This window comes from Ensifer sp. NM-2 (genome assembly GCF_003024455.1).
Taxonomy (GTDB): domain Bacteria; phylum Pseudomonadota; class Alphaproteobacteria; order Rhizobiales; family Rhizobiaceae; genus Ensifer; species Ensifer canadensis.
In genome coordinates, this window is sequence record NZ_PVZR01000009.1 from 241,687 (window position 1) to 256,956 (window position 15,270).

The 15,270-nt window shown below is 62.1% G+C and carries 20 protein-coding genes; 13 read left to right on the forward strand and 7 right to left on the reverse strand.

The window, feature by feature from the left end; all coding sequences use genetic code 11:
* The 4 genes from C6558_RS19695 to C6558_RS19715 all read right to left on the reverse strand — a co-directional run bounded on the left by C6558_RS19695 (position 1) and on the right by C6558_RS19715 (position 3,683).
* Positions 1-528 carry an RNA polymerase sigma factor gene (locus C6558_RS19695; protein ID WP_025427391.1) on the reverse strand — a complete coding sequence of 176 codons (528 nt, stop codon included), beginning with the start codon at positions 526-528 and terminating at the stop codon, positions 1-3.
* A 99-nt stretch (positions 529-627) separates the two neighbouring features.
* Positions 628-1,377 (reverse strand): phosphodiester glycosidase family protein, encoded by a 750-nt coding sequence (locus C6558_RS19700; protein ID WP_025427392.1) that lies wholly within the window; start codon positions 1,375-1,377, stop codon positions 628-630.
* 407 nt (positions 1,378-1,784) lie between these two features.
* Complete coding sequence (locus C6558_RS19710) at positions 1,785-2,336, reverse strand: hypothetical protein (RefSeq protein WP_025427394.1); 552 nt, start codon at positions 2,334-2,336, stop codon at positions 1,785-1,787.
* A gap of 369 nt (positions 2,337-2,705) precedes the next feature.
* Positions 2,706-3,683: a transporter gene (locus C6558_RS19715; RefSeq protein ID WP_057208746.1), complete on the reverse strand. Its 978-nt coding sequence runs from the start codon at positions 3,681-3,683 to the stop codon at positions 2,706-2,708.
* A gap of 94 nt (positions 3,684-3,777) precedes the next feature.
* Between C6558_RS19715 and C6558_RS41650 the strand changes: the two genes are divergently transcribed.
* Positions 3,778-4,008 carry a hypothetical protein gene (locus C6558_RS41650; protein ID WP_348626770.1) on the forward strand — a complete coding sequence of 77 codons (231 nt, stop codon included), beginning with the start codon at positions 3,778-3,780 and terminating at the stop codon, positions 4,006-4,008.
* Between the two features lie 50 nt (positions 4,009-4,058).
* Entirely contained in the window at positions 4,059-4,289 is a 231-nt protein-coding gene (locus C6558_RS41655) for a DUF1254 domain-containing protein (protein WP_309239172.1), read from the forward strand.
* Between the two features lie 149 nt (positions 4,290-4,438).
* Here the strand turns inward: C6558_RS41655 and C6558_RS19725 are convergent, their stop codons facing one another.
* Together C6558_RS19725 and C6558_RS19730 are read right to left on the reverse strand one after the other, a co-directional pair.
* Entirely contained in the window at positions 4,439-5,143 is a 705-nt protein-coding gene (locus C6558_RS19725; RefSeq protein WP_025427397.1) for a 4Fe-4S dicluster domain-containing protein, read from the reverse strand.
* Between the two features lie 107 nt (positions 5,144-5,250).
* Positions 5,251-6,825, reverse strand: a complete 1,575-nt coding sequence (locus C6558_RS19730) for a trimethylamine methyltransferase family protein (protein WP_025427398.1) — start codon at positions 6,823-6,825, stop codon at positions 5,251-5,253.
* A 330-nt stretch (positions 6,826-7,155) separates the two neighbouring features.
* Between C6558_RS19730 and C6558_RS19735 the strand changes: the two genes are divergently transcribed.
* Positions 7,156-7,854, forward strand: a complete 699-nt coding sequence (locus C6558_RS19735; RefSeq protein ID WP_025427399.1) for a B12-binding domain-containing protein — start codon at positions 7,156-7,158, stop codon at positions 7,852-7,854.
* 206 nt (positions 7,855-8,060) lie between these two features.
* Here the strand turns inward: C6558_RS19735 and C6558_RS19740 are convergent, their stop codons facing one another.
* Positions 8,061-8,219, reverse strand: coding sequence for a hypothetical protein (locus C6558_RS19740; protein WP_025427400.1), 159 nt, complete (start codon positions 8,217-8,219; stop codon positions 8,061-8,063).
* Between the two features lie 39 nt (positions 8,220-8,258).
* On the opposite strand from C6558_RS19740, the gene C6558_RS19745 reads away from it, so the two are divergent.
* From C6558_RS19745 to C6558_RS19790, 10 genes are all read left to right on the forward strand, one after another.
* Entirely contained in the window at positions 8,259-8,879 is a 621-nt protein-coding gene (locus tag C6558_RS19745; protein WP_025427401.1) for a DUF1638 domain-containing protein, read from the forward strand.
* A 382-nt stretch (positions 8,880-9,261) separates the two neighbouring features.
* A complete protein-coding gene (locus tag C6558_RS19750) occupies positions 9,262-9,570 on the forward strand; it encodes a hypothetical protein (protein ID WP_025427402.1) in 309 nt (102 codons plus the stop codon).
* Between the two features lie 45 nt (positions 9,571-9,615).
* Positions 9,616-9,738, forward strand: a complete 123-nt coding sequence (locus C6558_RS41425) for a hypothetical protein (RefSeq protein WP_255753466.1) — start codon at positions 9,616-9,618, stop codon at positions 9,736-9,738.
* Between the two features lie 89 nt (positions 9,739-9,827).
* Positions 9,828-10,091, forward strand: a complete 264-nt coding sequence (locus tag C6558_RS19755) for a DUF1488 domain-containing protein (protein ID WP_025427403.1) — start codon at positions 9,828-9,830, stop codon at positions 10,089-10,091.
* 197 nt (positions 10,092-10,288) lie between these two features.
* Positions 10,289-11,089, forward strand: coding sequence for a formyl transferase (locus C6558_RS19760; protein WP_107027606.1), 801 nt, complete (start codon positions 10,289-10,291; stop codon positions 11,087-11,089).
* Positions 11,090-11,348: 259 nt separating this feature from the next.
* Positions 11,349-11,651, forward strand: a complete 303-nt coding sequence (locus tag C6558_RS19765; RefSeq protein WP_025427405.1) for a virulence factor — start codon at positions 11,349-11,351, stop codon at positions 11,649-11,651.
* On the forward strand, positions 11,644-12,252 hold the full coding sequence (locus tag C6558_RS19770; RefSeq protein ID WP_057210906.1) for a methylenetetrahydrofolate reductase C-terminal domain-containing protein: 609 nt from the start codon (positions 11,644-11,646) through the stop codon (positions 12,250-12,252). The genes C6558_RS19765 and C6558_RS19770 overlap by 8 nt, the downstream gene beginning before the upstream one ends.
* Positions 12,249-13,340, forward strand: coding sequence for a methylenetetrahydrofolate reductase (locus tag C6558_RS19775; protein ID WP_025427407.1), 1,092 nt, complete (start codon positions 12,249-12,251; stop codon positions 13,338-13,340). Before C6558_RS19770 ends, C6558_RS19775 begins: the two co-directional genes overlap by 4 nt.
* A 99-nt stretch (positions 13,341-13,439) precedes the next feature.
* Positions 13,440-14,405, forward strand: coding sequence for a methyltetrahydrofolate cobalamin methyltransferase (locus C6558_RS19780; protein WP_025427408.1), 966 nt, complete (start codon positions 13,440-13,442; stop codon positions 14,403-14,405).
* A gap of 481 nt (positions 14,406-14,886) precedes the next feature.
* Positions 14,887-15,234, forward strand: coding sequence for a hypothetical protein (locus C6558_RS19790; protein WP_025427410.1), 348 nt, complete (start codon positions 14,887-14,889; stop codon positions 15,232-15,234).
* Positions 15,235-15,270 lie beyond the last annotated feature (36 nt).

Consider the following 15,270-nt stretch of genomic DNA (forward strand, 5'->3'; position numbering starts at 1 on the left):
TCACACGGCCTCCTTGCCAAGCAATGTCTTCAGCCGCTTGCGCGCCTCGTGCACGTGCCAGGACACGGTCGCCTCGGAACATCCAAGCACATCGGCGGCCGCGGCATGGCTCATCCCCTCGGCATAGACGAGCAGCACTGCGTCGCATTGTTTTTCCGGCAGCGCCCTGACGGCCGTCCAGAGCGCCTCCTGGCGATCGTCTTCGGCCGTCTCGCCGCCGCCAAGAACGGCCTGCTCGTTGGCATAGGCCTGTATCCTGCTGGTGTCGCGCATCTGTCGGCGCTTGTGGTCGCGCGCCGCGTTGAGCGTTAGGGTGTAGAGCCAGGTGCGAAACCGGCTGGTGCCGCGAAAGCCGCGAACGGCGGTACCCAGCCGTACGCAGACGTCCTGGGCGATGTCTTCCGCATCCGCGGCATTGCCCGACCAGCGCCAGGCGACGGCATGGACAAAATCATAGTGCCGCTCGACCAATTGGCCGAACGCCCGTCTGTCTCCAGACACCGCTTTCTCGACGAGTTCAGCGTCCAATGGCGTGCCCGCTCCTAGCTGTTTTGAACCTTAGACGTTGCACGACGACAATTCCTTGGGGCCGCGACGAAAAAAATCGCATCGGCCCCAAAGAAAAAACTAGCGCGGGAATTTTCCGACGACGGCGATCATCGGCCCCATCGGGAACAGCCGGTCGTGCCGGTTGATATCAGGCGCATAGAGGCTGGAGATCGTGCCGTCGAGGAAAAGCGCGTTGGGGCAATCGAGCTCGTCGCGGAAAAGCGTCGCGAAGTCGTGAAACCGCACCGGCCTTTTCGAGACGACGAACACCACCTCGCCCGCAGCCGTCACGCCGACGCCGTTGCGGGTCTTGAGGCTGGTGCTGTCGGGCAGGAAGCGCGGATGCAGCTCGCCATCGATCACCAGCATCGGGCCGGACTGCGTGGCAAACCGGGGCCGGATATTGGCGGCGCGATAGGCGTCCGCCGACATCACCCCCGCCTTGCCGCCATCGACATAGAAGACGCCGTTAGGAAGAAGGTGGAAATTGCCCCAGCCGGTATTGGTGTTGAGCGGCGCCTGCTCGCGCCCCTCCTCGATATGCAGGCCGACCGGCGACAGGTCGTCGTGATACATGCCGCCGTTCATGGCAAAGAGCATGTATTCGTCGCGATGGCGCAGTTCCAGCGACAGCGCCCGGAACGAGCGGAAGGGAACGCCGGCCTGATCTTTGTTGTAAAGACGGATGTCGTTATCGGCGGGGTCGACGGTGCAGGCGATATAGTCCTGCCCGAGATGGCTGACGTCACGGCAGGCGCCGAGCGCCGGGCCGGCAAGGCCGGCCGAGAGAACGGCACCGACGAGAAATGGTTTTGGAAAAAGCGGCATGAAAAACATCCAATGGAATCAGTCGCCCAGCATCATCGAGATTGCGGCGGTTCTGGCGCAGGAGCGAGGAAAATGCTGATGGCAGGCCCGGCCTCGCCGTAGACGGACAGGCCAACCGTGCTCTCCCCCTCACCCCTGTGCTCGTCACAGGGGTCCAGCCACAGCGCGTCTGCGCCGTGAAGGAACCAAAACCTCGCTGTCTGCTGCATGACGCGGTCTTTGCGCGCCGCCGACGCGGGCGGCTGGATCTCTGTGACAAGCACAGAGATGAGGGAGAGGAGAAATCGGCATCCGTAGCCGCAGCCAAACATGGCATCGTCGCGGTGTAGGTAGGTCGCCGTCGCAATTCTGTGCGCACAGGGATGAGGTAAGGAAAGTACAGGGCCTTACGGCCGCGACAGTTCCGCTCAGCCGCCAGCCATAATCCCGGCAATGCCGGCCAGCACAAAACAGCCGGCCGCCGCCGCAAGGCCGAAGATCGCCGCCAGACAGGCAAGGCCGGCAACGCCGCTGCGCAGGTAAGAGTTGGGATTACCGGTGAGGATCTCGCTCGACAGCCTGGTCAGCAATCGCTTTTCCTGCAGCGTGAAGCGCAGGTTGCTGGCGTGCTGGCGCGCCACCCGCTGCACCTCGCCGTAATTGTTGGCGATGGCAAAGAAAGTGAGCAGCAGGCCAATGCAGCCGACGACCAGGGCGGCCTTGCGTAGAAAATCGATCGCCTCCGGCAGCAAGCTCGCGCCCAATATGGAGCTGTCGAACAGACCGTCGAAGCCGGCGATGCAGGCCGCAACCACCGCGGCATGGGCGGCGGCAATCGCCAGCAGGCGCTTGTACGCCTCGTCGAGAAGCTGCGAATTGGCGGCATGAATACTGTCCAGACGCGATACCTGCGCGTCGACTTCCTCCCGCGACAAGCGCGGGGGAAAGTTGCTCACGGATACCACTGGGCTGCGCGTCATGAGATGGTCTCCAATGCCACACCGTCCAAATCGGTATAAATTCGGAAATTTTACGTTTCCAGAACACCTGCAATTTTAGTCATTTTGGAGATTTACACCATCTTTGCGTGCCGGAGCGGAACAGCGAAACAGGCGCTCGGTTTTCCATGCGCACCCAGCTGCGGGGACAGCACCAGTCAATCAGCGCCGGAAGGTGACGGCGCAGGTCGTGTGGATGCCTGTGCCGGCGGTGCCTTGGGATTGTGCGTTACGCACGTCACTTCCTGCTGTGTATGCGGCTGTGGAAAGTATGCCCGAGCGGCCATCGGTGGATGGGCAGGCTGGACCTTGCCGTGTCATTCACGGCCCCGGCCGACGCTTTACCGTCCTCTATTTCATTGGAGGCTTCGGCGCAGGTGAAAACGCCAGCGTCAGCCACACATTCCAGCCTTCCGGGCGGTTTTTGGCCCCGAACTCGTAGTATCCCTTGAGGTTCACATAGCCCGCCGTTTCATCGCCGGCGTCGAACTTGCAACCGAGCTGGGGACCGACCCCGAACACGCGGGACTTGAAATCACCAAGGGTCGCGCCTTCGCCGCTGTCCCCCGTAAGCTGCTGATAGGCGTATCCAACGACGCCGACATGGACATGCTCGTTCAGGAATTGCGATGCGGCCCAGTCGACGTGCCCATCAATGCCGTTCCGATAGTCCGTATCGGGGTTTTTGAAGTTGTAGGTCAGGCCGCCGACAATCGAAAACTCGCGACCCGTGTCCGGATTGAGATAGGTGTATCCGACCCCGCCATCCATGGCACCGTGGCCGAGCCCCAGGTTCGCCAGGCGATCAGGATCGTAGGAACCAACGGGAATGCCGCCGGTCATATAGACGAGATAGTTGTCGACGTCGTCGTTCCATTTAAGTGCCGCATGGGGAAGGACATCGCCAAACGCGGTTAGAGAATCGCATCTTTCGCCGGAGACCGAACCGCCGAGCGGCCCAGTCAAGGTGGCGTCTACGCAGGCGTGGCTTCGTCCCGCAACGCCCAACAGGCTGAGGGCGAGCTGCCCACCCCATACGGGCTGATCGAAGGTGTAGGTCGGTCCGAAGGCAACCAGGTCGCCGCGCCCGCTCATGCCGACATCGACTTGCCCGGCCCCGCCGCGTGGAAAAGCCTCGCTCGCACCCGCGCTGATGGAGGAGTGGTAGTAGATCGAAGCGAAGGACCAGCCGGGTTTACCCGGCACCGCAGCAAAACTGCCGTATAGGCCAGGCAGCCAGAAACTGACGCCAAATTCATCCGCGCTGGCCTGTGACGCGGCAAACGCAACCACGAACACCAGCGAACCGGCGCACATCTTTCGAATCATGCGACCCCCTGCATTAGCCTACACACACTAGGTTACAATCGGGGCAATTCAACCGCATGTTTCCCGCAACGGCGGCATGTGACGGAGGCTTCAAATGCGCAGGTTCGCCATGGCGATTCTGAGCCTGTTGATCGCGGCGGCCCCGGCCAGCGCCGACGACAAGCTGGTCAAAGACCTTGACGCAAGGACAATCGAGAGCCGAGCGATCGAGGCCGTCAACTGGGGCATGCCTGTCGTCAACTTCGACCTGATGCTGCAGGCGATGATCACGGGCGCCAAAGGCAAGCCCAATCAGAACGTCTACTGGTCTCGCCTGCCGGACTGAAAGAACCAGACACTCACCCCCAATCCGGACGTCATGCATGGCAGTTCCCCCTGGAGGATGTCGGCCCGGCCGGGGTCGACAAGGGCAAGGGCGGAAAATACCTCATCCTGCCACCTGACCACTCCGGCGCGATCCCGGACGGATACATCGTGCTGCCGTCATCGACCTATCAGGGTTACGCCCTGCTGCGCTCCATTCTGAACAGCGGCAGCGAAGCCGACGTTGCCAAGGCGTCGATTACGCCAAACGGATCAGGCTCTATCCATTGTCGCAGGCCGTAAATCCGCCGACGACTTTTGTCGATGCCATCGACGTTGTCTACGATTCGACCATTCCCTACGATCTGCGCTTCTTCCAGTCTTTGAACCGCGTGGTCCAGGCTGAGCCCTGGCTCCGCCCATCAGGCCATAGTTTCGGCAGCGGCGACAGATCAAAGGTCCAGTGCGGACATGTGGAAGCGAAGCTGCGCCGGCGGATAGCGATAGTCCTGCCCGACGGGACAGGCGTCGCGGGCCAGGCATCCGTGCTCGAGACAGCCACTCCTGCCCGCCTCCGTCCTCAGATAGCTGCGACAACGGCCGACATCGAATTGCAGGCGCTCGAGCGCGCCGGCCGGACAGGCGGAAATGCATGGTTTATCCACGCAAGTGTCGCAGGGATGGCTGGCCAACCGCTCGCTATCGGCAGCCAAGGGTTCGTCGAAGGCGAGCGCGCCACGATAGCCGTGCCAGAGCCCGTAGCGCGGATGAATGAGAATGCCGAGCGGCGAAGTCTTCAGCCCCTCCGCCCGCATCGCCCATTGCTGGAATGGCTGCCAGGGTGGATCCGACGGGAAGTAGGCCGTCGCCCCACTGCCTCGAGCGATTTCCCCAATCACCGACTTCGACCACGTATCGAGCGGATCGTTGCCGCCATGGTCCGGCGCACTTTCGCGCCAGCGCACGAAGGGCTGCCACAGCGAGCCGCCGACATTGCCGATCAGCGCGACGCTTGCAGCCGGCCGACCATCCGAAAGCAACGGCGCGGCATCGCCGGAAGCAAAGTTCAGCGTGCCGCGCAAAAAAAGTCCGTGCGGCTCAAGAGCCGCACGGACGGTTTCAAGTCGAGTTTCCGCAGATGCGGAAGGCGCCGTCATTTCGGTTTCGGCCCCTGTAGATCGTAATGCGGGCGCCAGACTTCCTTCTGGATCATGTCAGCCACCTGCGCCGCGCCGCCTTGCTCCCTGGCTCGCTCGGGACCCTTTCAGGTGAAAGCGTCGGGCATCGAGTCCTTGCGCTCGGCGATAAAGGCCTTGAGCGCCTCGTCAATATCAGGATCGAGGTAAGGCGCCTCGTAGTGCTCCAGCCAGCTGCGGGCCAGCGCATTGGCGCGCTGCTCGATGCGCTTTTCGCCTTCCACTTCCCACTGTTCGTAGGAATTGTTGTCGGCGAGCGGCGAACGGTAGAAGGCGGTCTGGAAATTGGCCTGGGTGTGGGCGCAGCCGAGGTAGTGACTGCCCGGACCGACTTCGCGGATGGCGTCGAGCGCCTGCGCGTCTTCCGAGAGGTCGATGCCTTCGGCCATCTTCTGCATCATGCCGAGCTGGTCCTGGTCGATCATGAACTTCTCGTAGGACGAGACGAGACCCCCCTCGAGCCAGCCGGCCGCATGCAGCACGAAGTTGGTGCCGGCAAGCAGCGTCATGTTCAGCGTATTGGCCGATTCATGCGCGGCTTGAGCGTCCGGAACCTTCGAGCCGCAGAGTGAACCGCCGGTGCGGAACGGCAGCTTCAAGCGGCGGGCAAGCTGTGCCGCGCCATAGGAAACCAGCGACGGCTCCGGCGTGCCGAAGGTCGGCGCGCCCGACTGCATCGAGATCGAGGCGGCAAAGGTGCCGAACAGCACCGGCGCGCCCTTGCGGATCAGCTGGGTGAACGAGGCACCGGCCAGCACTTCGGCGAGAATCTGCGTCAGCGTGCCGGCAACAGTGACCGGGCTCATGGCGCCCGACAGGATGAACGGCGAAAGCACACAGGCCTGGTTGTGGCGGGCATAAACCTTGAGTGCGCCCACCATGGTCTCGTCGAAGACCATCGGCGAGTTGGCGTTGATCAGGTTGAGCGTGACGCAATTGTTCTCGACGAACTCGTCGCCGAAAACGAGTTTCGCCATGGCGATCGTGTCTTCGGCGCGCTCGGGTGCCGTGACCGAGCCCATGAACGGCTTGTCGGAATATTTGATGTGGCTGTAGACCATGTCGAGGTGACGCTTGTTCACCGGAATGTCCACCGGCTCGCAGACCGTGCCGCCGGACGAATGCATCGACGGCGCCATATAGGCGAGCTTCACGAAGTTGCGGAAATCCTCGATGGTCGCGTAACGGCGGTTACCCTCGAGATCGCGCACGAAGGGCGGGCCATAGACCGGTGCGAAGATCGTCGCCTTGCCGCCGACCTGGGCGCTGCGCGCGGGATTGCGGGCGTGCCAGGTAAATTCGGACGGCGCCGTTTTCAGAAGCTCGCGGCAAAGACCCTTGGGAAAGTGAACGCGCTGGCCGCGCACGTCGGCACCAGCCTGTTTCCACAGTTCGAGTGCTTCGGCGTCGTCGCGGAATTCGATGCCGATTTCCTCGAGGATCGTATCGGCATTGCGCTCGATGAGCTCAAGACCCTCCTCGTCGAGAACCTCGTATTCGCGAATCTTGCGCTGGATATAGGGCAGAGACGGCCCCGGGCCGCCGCCGGTGCGCGAGGCACGCCGCGCCGCTGCTCCCCGTCCCTCGCCACGCGAGCGGCGACCGCCACCCTCAACCGCGTCCTGTTCTGTCACGTCGCTCATTTACTCATTCCTCTCCCGCGCATTTCGTGCGCCTTCAAGCACCATTTGGCCCTAATGCTACCAAGCCGCAGGGACTGTACGGGTCTCAATGCGCCAACAAGTGGCGCAACTCGAACACTGCGACCTGCGTCATCGCCGGCCAAAAACCGCATGGCGCGAATATATTGTTTTTGTTAAGAATATACAGGCCTCGAAAGAAGGTGCCCTGCCGTCGCTTTTTGTCATATGCGACGTCGCTTTCGAAAACAGATTTTTACGCGTCGACCGCTATTGATTGTTGAACGTGTCCGGATTTTAGCCCGGCCGTGCCAGGAACCGAGGAACCCTACTATGGCAGACGATGAAATCATTCTCGAGGACCTTTCCGACGAGGAACTTGTGCAGCAGATGCATGACGACCTCTATGACGGCCTCAAGGAGGAGATCGAGGACGGAACCAACATCCTGCTCAAGCGTGGCTGGACGCCCTACGACGTCCTGACCCAGGCACTGGTCGAAGGCATGCGGATCGTCGGCGTCGATTTCCGCGACGGCATCCTGTTCGTGCCGGAAGTTCTGCTGTCGGCCAATGCGATGAAGGCAGGCATGTTCATCCTGCGGCCGCTGCTCGTCGAAACCGGCGCGCCGAAGCTCGGCAAGATGGTGATCGGCACCGTCAAGGGCGACATTCACGACATCGGCAAGAACCTCGTCGGCATGATGATGGAAGGCGCCGGCTTCGATGTCGTCGACCTCGGCATCAACAACCCGGTCGAAAACTACCTGGAAGCGATCGAGCGCGAGCAGCCCGACATCCTCGGCATGTCGGCGCTTTTGACCACCACCATGCCCTACATGAAGGTCGTCATCGACACGCTGAAGGAAAAGGGACTGCGTGACGACTATGTCGTGCTCGTCGGCGGCGCGCCGCTCAACGAGGAATTCGGCAAGGCCGTCGGCGCCGACGCCTATTGCCGCGACGCGGCAGTCGCGGTCGAAACCGCCAAGGACTTCATGAAGCGCAAGCACAACCTGCTCGCTGCCGGCTGAGCCCGCTTCACGAACACGAAAGCCGGCCGCAGCAATGACGCTTGCGGCCGGCTTTTCATTTGCTGGCATGAAAACGGAGGGCTGCGCAACCGCGGCGTCTGCTGATGTTCCACGTCGCGACCGCCGCGGAACACCAGGCTGGACACCAGGGGATCAAAGCGTCTCTGGCACAGCCGAATTCGACGCGCGGCGCTTCAGGTCACGGCTCAGTTGGCGGCGTTGGCCACCTTCTTGCCGGCCGACTGTGTCGCGTTGACGGTGTTTGCGGTATCCTGACCGATGCCGCGGATTGTGTTGCCGCAGGCGCTCAACGTCATAAGCGCGATGAGCACGGCTCCGACGGTCGCAACAGTTTGTGTTTTCATGGCCAGCTTCCTTCACGTTGATCACTGGGTGGAATCGAGATGGAAAACGTATCGCGCACAATAGAACGCGCACAACCGGAAAAAGTTCACGTCATCGGTTGCGGCGCAATCGCGCGCGAAATTCTGGCCATCTGCCAGGCCAACAGGCTCGACCATGTCGACCTCTCCTGTCTGCCCGCCATCTGGCACAACACGCCGGAAAAGATCACGCCGGGGGTCAAGGAGGCGATTGCCAAGGCACGTGCAGCCGGCTTCGAGCGCATCTTCGTCGCCTATGCCGATTGCGGCACCGGGGGCCACCTCGACCGGCTCTGCGAAGAAGAATGCGTCGAGCGCATTCCCGGCCCGCACTGCTATTCCTTCTTCGCCGGCAACGATGCCTTTGCCAGCCGCTGGGACGACGATCTGACCGCCTTTTTCCTCACCGACTTCCTCGCCCGCCAGTTCGAGGCCTTCGTCATCGAGCCGCTCGGCCTCAAGCGCCATCCGGAACTCCGGGATATGTATTTTGGCCATTACCGCAAGCTCGTCTACCTCTCGCAGCAGGAAGACGAAGCGCTGCAGGCAAAGGCCAAAGAAGCCGCCGATTACCTCGGCCTCGAATACGAATACCGCTTCACCGGCTATGGCGACCTGACGAAATCACTGCTGAGCGCCTGATCCCGCAGAAGGTATGTGGCGCCCAGCTCAGGTAGAAAAGACCGAGGGAAAGCTCAGTTCGCCAACAGGATGAGCTCGGATCTGGCAGCATACACAACCCGCCTCAATTGAAACTCAATCGACGCGCTATGCTGTGGCAAGTTGATTTGGCCGATGTGGCTTTCGCGGTATCAGAACTTCGAACCGCCCCAATCCCCTAAATTCTCGACAGACAGGCAGGCTCGGCGTCAGTGCTTGCGGCCAACGCGTCTCGAAACAGATCTCGAGCCGTCTGTCCGGCCCATCGCAACGAGCATTTGATCCGTCTACGCCAGCGCGAAATGCGGAGCGGCTGTTGCAGCCGAATTACTCTTACCAACGCTTGAGGAGGACTGAGACCACTATGAACGCTCTATCTTTCACGAAACGCATCATCCGCGGCCCGCGCGACACGTTACCGATCCACCGCTTCCATGTTGGCCAACTTGTCCGCTCCAAGGGGGCGCTGACGAGAGAGTCAATATCTGGAGAAACGTATCGCATCGTTGCGACGCTGCCGATCCGCGACAATGCGCTCCAGTATCGCATCCGCAGCAGCCGCGAAACCCATGAGCGTGTAACGGATGAAGGCAATCTCGAATTGATTGTCAGTGCCGGCAAGGATGGGATGGCATTGGCCGAGCGAGCCTTCAGAACGGCACATATCCTATAACGACCATGCCAAACCGGCCAAACAGATCAGCCACGGGAGGCGAACATGAAATACCACATACCGGCTCAGATCTATCTCTTCGACTATCGCGGTCTGTTTGCCTGGATTGCTCTTTCGGTCGCGGTCTTTGTGGTCATCACCACGATCCTCTTCGGCCGGATCTTGTGATGGCGCGGCACGGAGCCAAACGCCCATCCTCACTCGTCCGCCCGGCCGACCGCTGGCCGAGCTGGCTTATCGCTAAAAAGGATCACACGATGCCACTAAGCTTCCCCAACCAAAGCCGAAGCTTCGACGATACCAGGAACGCTGTTCGCTTCCTTGGCCACGATGGCATGTTCGAAGTGCCCTTCTATGTCGAGGCGGAGGCGCTCTCGCGTGGCGCGCCGACCCGGACGACAGAAGCGGCCTGCCTTCTGGCATTCGACGCTGCACGCAACAAGATCTACGAAGTCGCAAAGGCAGCATATGCCCACGGTCGCAAGACGATCTATGTCCTGACCGCCGCGGACTTCCGTTAGACCGGACAAGCCGGCGCCTTATCTGCCACCATCGAACGAACACGCTCGTCGCGACGCGCTCGGGGTCCGATGCCCCAGCCTCGGCCAAACCGTCTCCCGATGCCACTTCTGGCATCTGCTTCCCAAATACCCGCCATTAAGTCGCCGGTAACGCGCCAGCCGCCATATCTGTTGCGACCAACGCTTCAGGGGCCGGCATGGCGGACGCAGACAATGAGACCAACACCGCGGCCAGGCAGCCGAGCCGCGTCGTCGTGGTGACGGCGGGCGGAGAAAATCCCTGGATCATGATCAATGCGCTCGCCGCACGCTTTGACGATATCGTCGTTCTCCAGGAGCAGCCGGAATCCAAGAGCCTCTTCCTGCGCCGGCGGGCGCGAAAGCTCGGGTGGCCGACAGCGATCGGGCAATTGGCGACAATGATCGCCTCGCGCTTCGGCAAGCGCTTTACCCGGAAGAGAGCGGAAGGCATCCTTAGGCACTACGGTGTATCGGGCGCGCCGGATCCGAGCGTACCGGTTTGCCAGATCACGTCCGTGAACGACGCTGAGGCTGTGTCGCAGATCCGGCAGCTCGCGCCAAAAGTCGTCTTTCTCATCAGTTGCCGCCTGTTGAAGGCCCATACCCTGGCGCAGATCCCCTGCCCGGTCGTCAACTTCCATGCCGGCATCAATCCGGGCTATCGCGGGCTGATGGGCGGCTACTGGGCGCAGGTCAACGACGATGTCATCAATTTCGGCGCGACCGTGCATCTCGTCGACGAAGGCGTCGATACCGGCGGCATTCTCTACCAGTCGCGCCAGACGCCCGACCGCCGCGATACGATGCATACCTATCCGCTGCTGCAGACGGCGGCCTCCACCGGCATCGCCATTGCCGCCGTCGACGATGCCCTCAAGGGCAAGCTGCAACCGCTCGATGTCGCAGGCCCGTCGCAACAGTGGTACCACCCGCCGATGACATGGCTCTGGAATGGAATTCGGCGCGGCATCTGGTAGGAAAACCGGGCGCAGATTCGCCGATGAGGACACGCCGCCTGTGGCCGTCAGAAGGCCCTAAGGCCCTGAAATTTCTGACACTCCTCAACCGATGGATATCCCGAAGTGTGGACTTGCCCGCATTGCGGCAACGCGTAGAGTGCCGGGGGTCTTCGACGTTCTGCGCCGGCGTCGTTTTTGGACACATCCAACGTCGTGGCGAGGTGAGCCACAGCGCCCGGACATAAGCATTGTCGCAGGAAGAGGAGAACGACACCCGATGGCAGATCGCATAATCGTCTACTGGCGCGACATCCCGGCCCAGGTCATCATCAAGAAGGGCCGCACGACCGCCAAGCGCGAGCTTTCGCTGCGCTTCACCGAGGCGATCGACATGTGCGCCATGCGCACCGGCGCTGCCGAAACCGACGATTATCTCGCCGAATGGCGCAAGGCCGAGCCAGAACCCGTCTCCGACGAACTGGAAGCGGAAGCAGACCGTGCGGCCGCCGAGCTCGAAGCCGCCTATGACCGCGAGCGCCTGGTTGCCCTCGTCAAAGCAGGAGGCCGCGACAATGGCTGAGCCGAAGCTCGCAGGTGCAGCGGAGGCGAAGATCGTCAAGGGCAATGCCGCGCCTGCCGCCAAGGCCGCGACCGGCGCCTATACCCCCGCCGGCGTTTCGCCGAGCCGCCGCTCGCGCCACAAATATACCGTCCGCCTCTGGGCCGTGCGCCATTCGCGCTTCCTCGAATGGTTCTACAACCGCTTTGCCGATCTCTTCCTGCTGTTGCACCCGCTGTGGAACGCAATTGGCTACGGCCGCGTCGAGCGGCCGGTGACCTTCGTCGAACGCCACGTCAAAGGCTTTCTTTTCGACTGTCGCATGTGCGGCCAGTGCGCGCTGTCGTCGACCGGCATGTCCTGCCCGATGAACTGTCCGAAGCAGCTGCGCAACGGCCCCTGCGGCGGCGTCAGGGCCAACGGCAATTGCGAGGTCGAGCCGGATATGCCCTGCGTCTGGGTGCAGGCGTGGAAAGGTTCGCAGAACATGACGAAGGGCGATGCGATCATGAACGTGCAGAAGCCGGTCAACCAGTCGCTGCGCGAGACCTCGTCGTGGCTGCGGGTGACGGCGGAAGCCGCCGCCCGCCGCGAAGCCCAGGCAAAAGAGAACCAGGCATGAGCCCCGATTACAATCCATACGACCCCGGCGCGCCGCTCGATCCTCTGCCCGGCCACTCCTCGCGCGGACGGCTCGAGCGCGTTTTGCGTCGCGGCGAATTTGCCGTCACCGCCGAACTCAACCCGCCCGACAGCGCCAACCCGCAGGACGTCTACGAGCGCGCCGCAATCTTCGATGGCTGGGTCGACGGCATCAATGCGGTCGATGCCTCCGGCGCCAACTGCCACATGTCATCTGTCGGCATCTGCGCACTGCTGACGCGCATGGGCTATGCCCCGATCATGCAGATCGCCTGCCGCGACAAGAACCGCATCGCCATCCAGGGCGACGTGCTCGGCGCGTCCGCCATGGGCGTGCAGAACGTCATGTGCCTGACCGGCGACGGCGTGCAGGCCGGCGACCAGCCGGGCGCCAAGCCGGTGTTCGACCTCGACTGCATGTCGCTGCTCGAGACCGTGCGCATCATGCGCGACAATTCCAAGTTCCTCTCCGGCCGCAAGCTGACGACGCCGCCACAGGTGTTTCTCGGCGCCGCCATCAACCCCTTTGCGCCTCCCTACGACTTCCGCCCCTATCGGCTGGCCAAGAAGATCGAGGCCGGCGCGCAGTTCGTCCAGAGCCAGTACTGCTTCGACGTGCCGATGTTCCGCGAATACATGAAGAAGGTGCGCGATCTCGGCCTGCACGAAAAATGCTTCATCCTCGTCGGCGTCGGACCGATGGCGTCGGCGAAAACCGCCCGCTGGATCCGCTCCAACGTGCCGGGCATCCACATTCCCGACAGCATCATCACGCGGCTGGAAGGTGCGCAGGATCAGAAAAAGGAAGGTAAGCAGCTCTGCATCGACATCATCAACGAGGTCAAGGAGATCGAAGGCGTCTCCGGCGTCCACGTCATGGCCTATCGCCAGGAAGAATATGTCGCAGAGATCGTGCATGAATCGGGCGTGTTGAAGGGTCGCAAGCCCTGGAAACACGAAACGCTGCCGACCGATGCGCTTGTCGCCTCCCGCATGGAGCACATTCGCGAAGGCAAGGAAGAAAACCAGCAGGAGATGGCCGAGGCCGCGGCCCACCATCCCCACTGAGGCAATCGCAGACAAAACCGGCGCCGGCCCGTCCGGCCGCCTCCATCGCTTAACGGGTGAGATAACGAAACCCGACGCCACAGGATCAAAGGATCTTACATGACCCGTACCATCGTCGCTTCCGCCACCCGCGAAATCATCATCGGCTTCGACCAGCCCTTCTGCGTCATCGGCGAGCGCATCAATCCGACCGGCCGCAAGAAGCTGGCCGCGGAAATGATCGAAGGCAATTTCGACACCGTCATCAAGGACGCGCTGGAGCAGGTCGCCGCCGGTGCGACGATGCTCGACGTCAACGCCGGCGTCACCGCCGTCAACCCGAACGAGACCGAACCGCCGTTGCTGGTCAAGACGCTGGAAATCGTCCAGGGCCTTGTCGACGTGCCGCTGTCGATTGACAGCTCCGTGTCGGCGGCAATCGAGGCGGCGTTGAAGGTCGCCAAGGGCCGGCCGCTCGTCAATTCCGTCACCGGCGAAGAGGAAAAGCTGGAAGCGATCCTGCCGCTCTGCAAGAAATACGACGTGCCGGTTGTCGCCATCTCCAACGACGAAACCGGCATTTCGATGGATCCGGACGTGCGCTTCGCCGTTGCCAAGAAGATCGTCGAGCGCGCCATGGATCATGGCATCAAGCCACACGACATCGTCGTCGATCCGCTGGTCATGCCGATCGGCGCCCTGGGCGACGCCGGCCGGCAGGTGTTTGCGCTTCTGCGCCGTCTGCGCGAAGAGCTGAAGGTCAACACCACCTGCGGCCTCTCCAACATCTCCTTCGGCCTGCCGCATCGCCACGGCATCAATGCCGGCTTCATCCCCATGGTCATCGGCGCCGGTATGACGTCCGCGATCATGAACCCCTGCCGTCCGCAGGAGATGGAGGCCGTTCGCGCTGCAAACGTTCTGAACGGCACCGACGCCAACTGCACCAACTGGATCAGGACCTACCGCGACCACAAGCCGGCAGAAGGCGGCCATGCCGTGGCGGCGGCCGCAGCACCGGCAGCCTCCGGCGGTCGTCGCGGCGGGCGCGCCGCGCGCACCGGCGGAGCTGCGGCGAGCGAATAGGCTTTTGCTCGGCGCCGTACTGCACATCGAAAGGACAACCAGGTCATGAGTTGCCCTGGTTGTCCTTTGGCTCTCCTTGTCAGATATGCGCTCTTTGAGGATGCGGGCGAGTTCAAAAGGCTCTACGGTGCGCTCAGGACCTAAGGCATGTCGCGCAAAAGTGCGCAGCGGTTTTGCGATAACGACATGGGCAAAAACAAGAACTTAAAGCGCAGCAAGCGAATCCTGGAGATCGCGACGCGCTTTAAGTCCTGCCGGTCCTGTTCGCAAACCTCGCATTGCTTGCCGTCACTTTCGTTGCGGTTGTCACGAGGAGGATCAACTTTGGTTCCCAGGAACGGGTCATGAACGTCTGTTTCTGGGGTAGCTCGACGACACTGGCGGCGGCGTTTGTCTGGGCAATAGCAGCTGGGAAACTGACCACGGCTCCATAGTCAAGCATCCGACCGTCGCTGTCGCAGCACAAGAGTAGGGATCATCGATGACAACGCGCCGACTTCACCTCGACACTTTCACGCTCTGGTTCGAAGCCCCTTTCGTCATGGCGCTGCGGCTGCACGAAATGCAACTGGCGGCACTGACCGGGAAAACGCAGGATCCGACCGAGCTTAGCCGCATGGTCTCCGAGAAGATCGCGGCCACCGCGGAAAGTGCCATGGCCGTGAACATGGCGCTGTGGCGCACCGGTTTCGATAATGCGGTGCGGCTGATGACCGGCGGCGGCGCATCGCTTGGCCTGGGTGGAACGGCGATCGCTGCCGCCGCCCTTAAACCCTACGGCAAGCGCGTGCGCGTCAATGCCCGGCGCCTGTCGCGCAAGACGTCATGAACGGATACGCCCCGCGAGCGCAACCCTGACGAAATG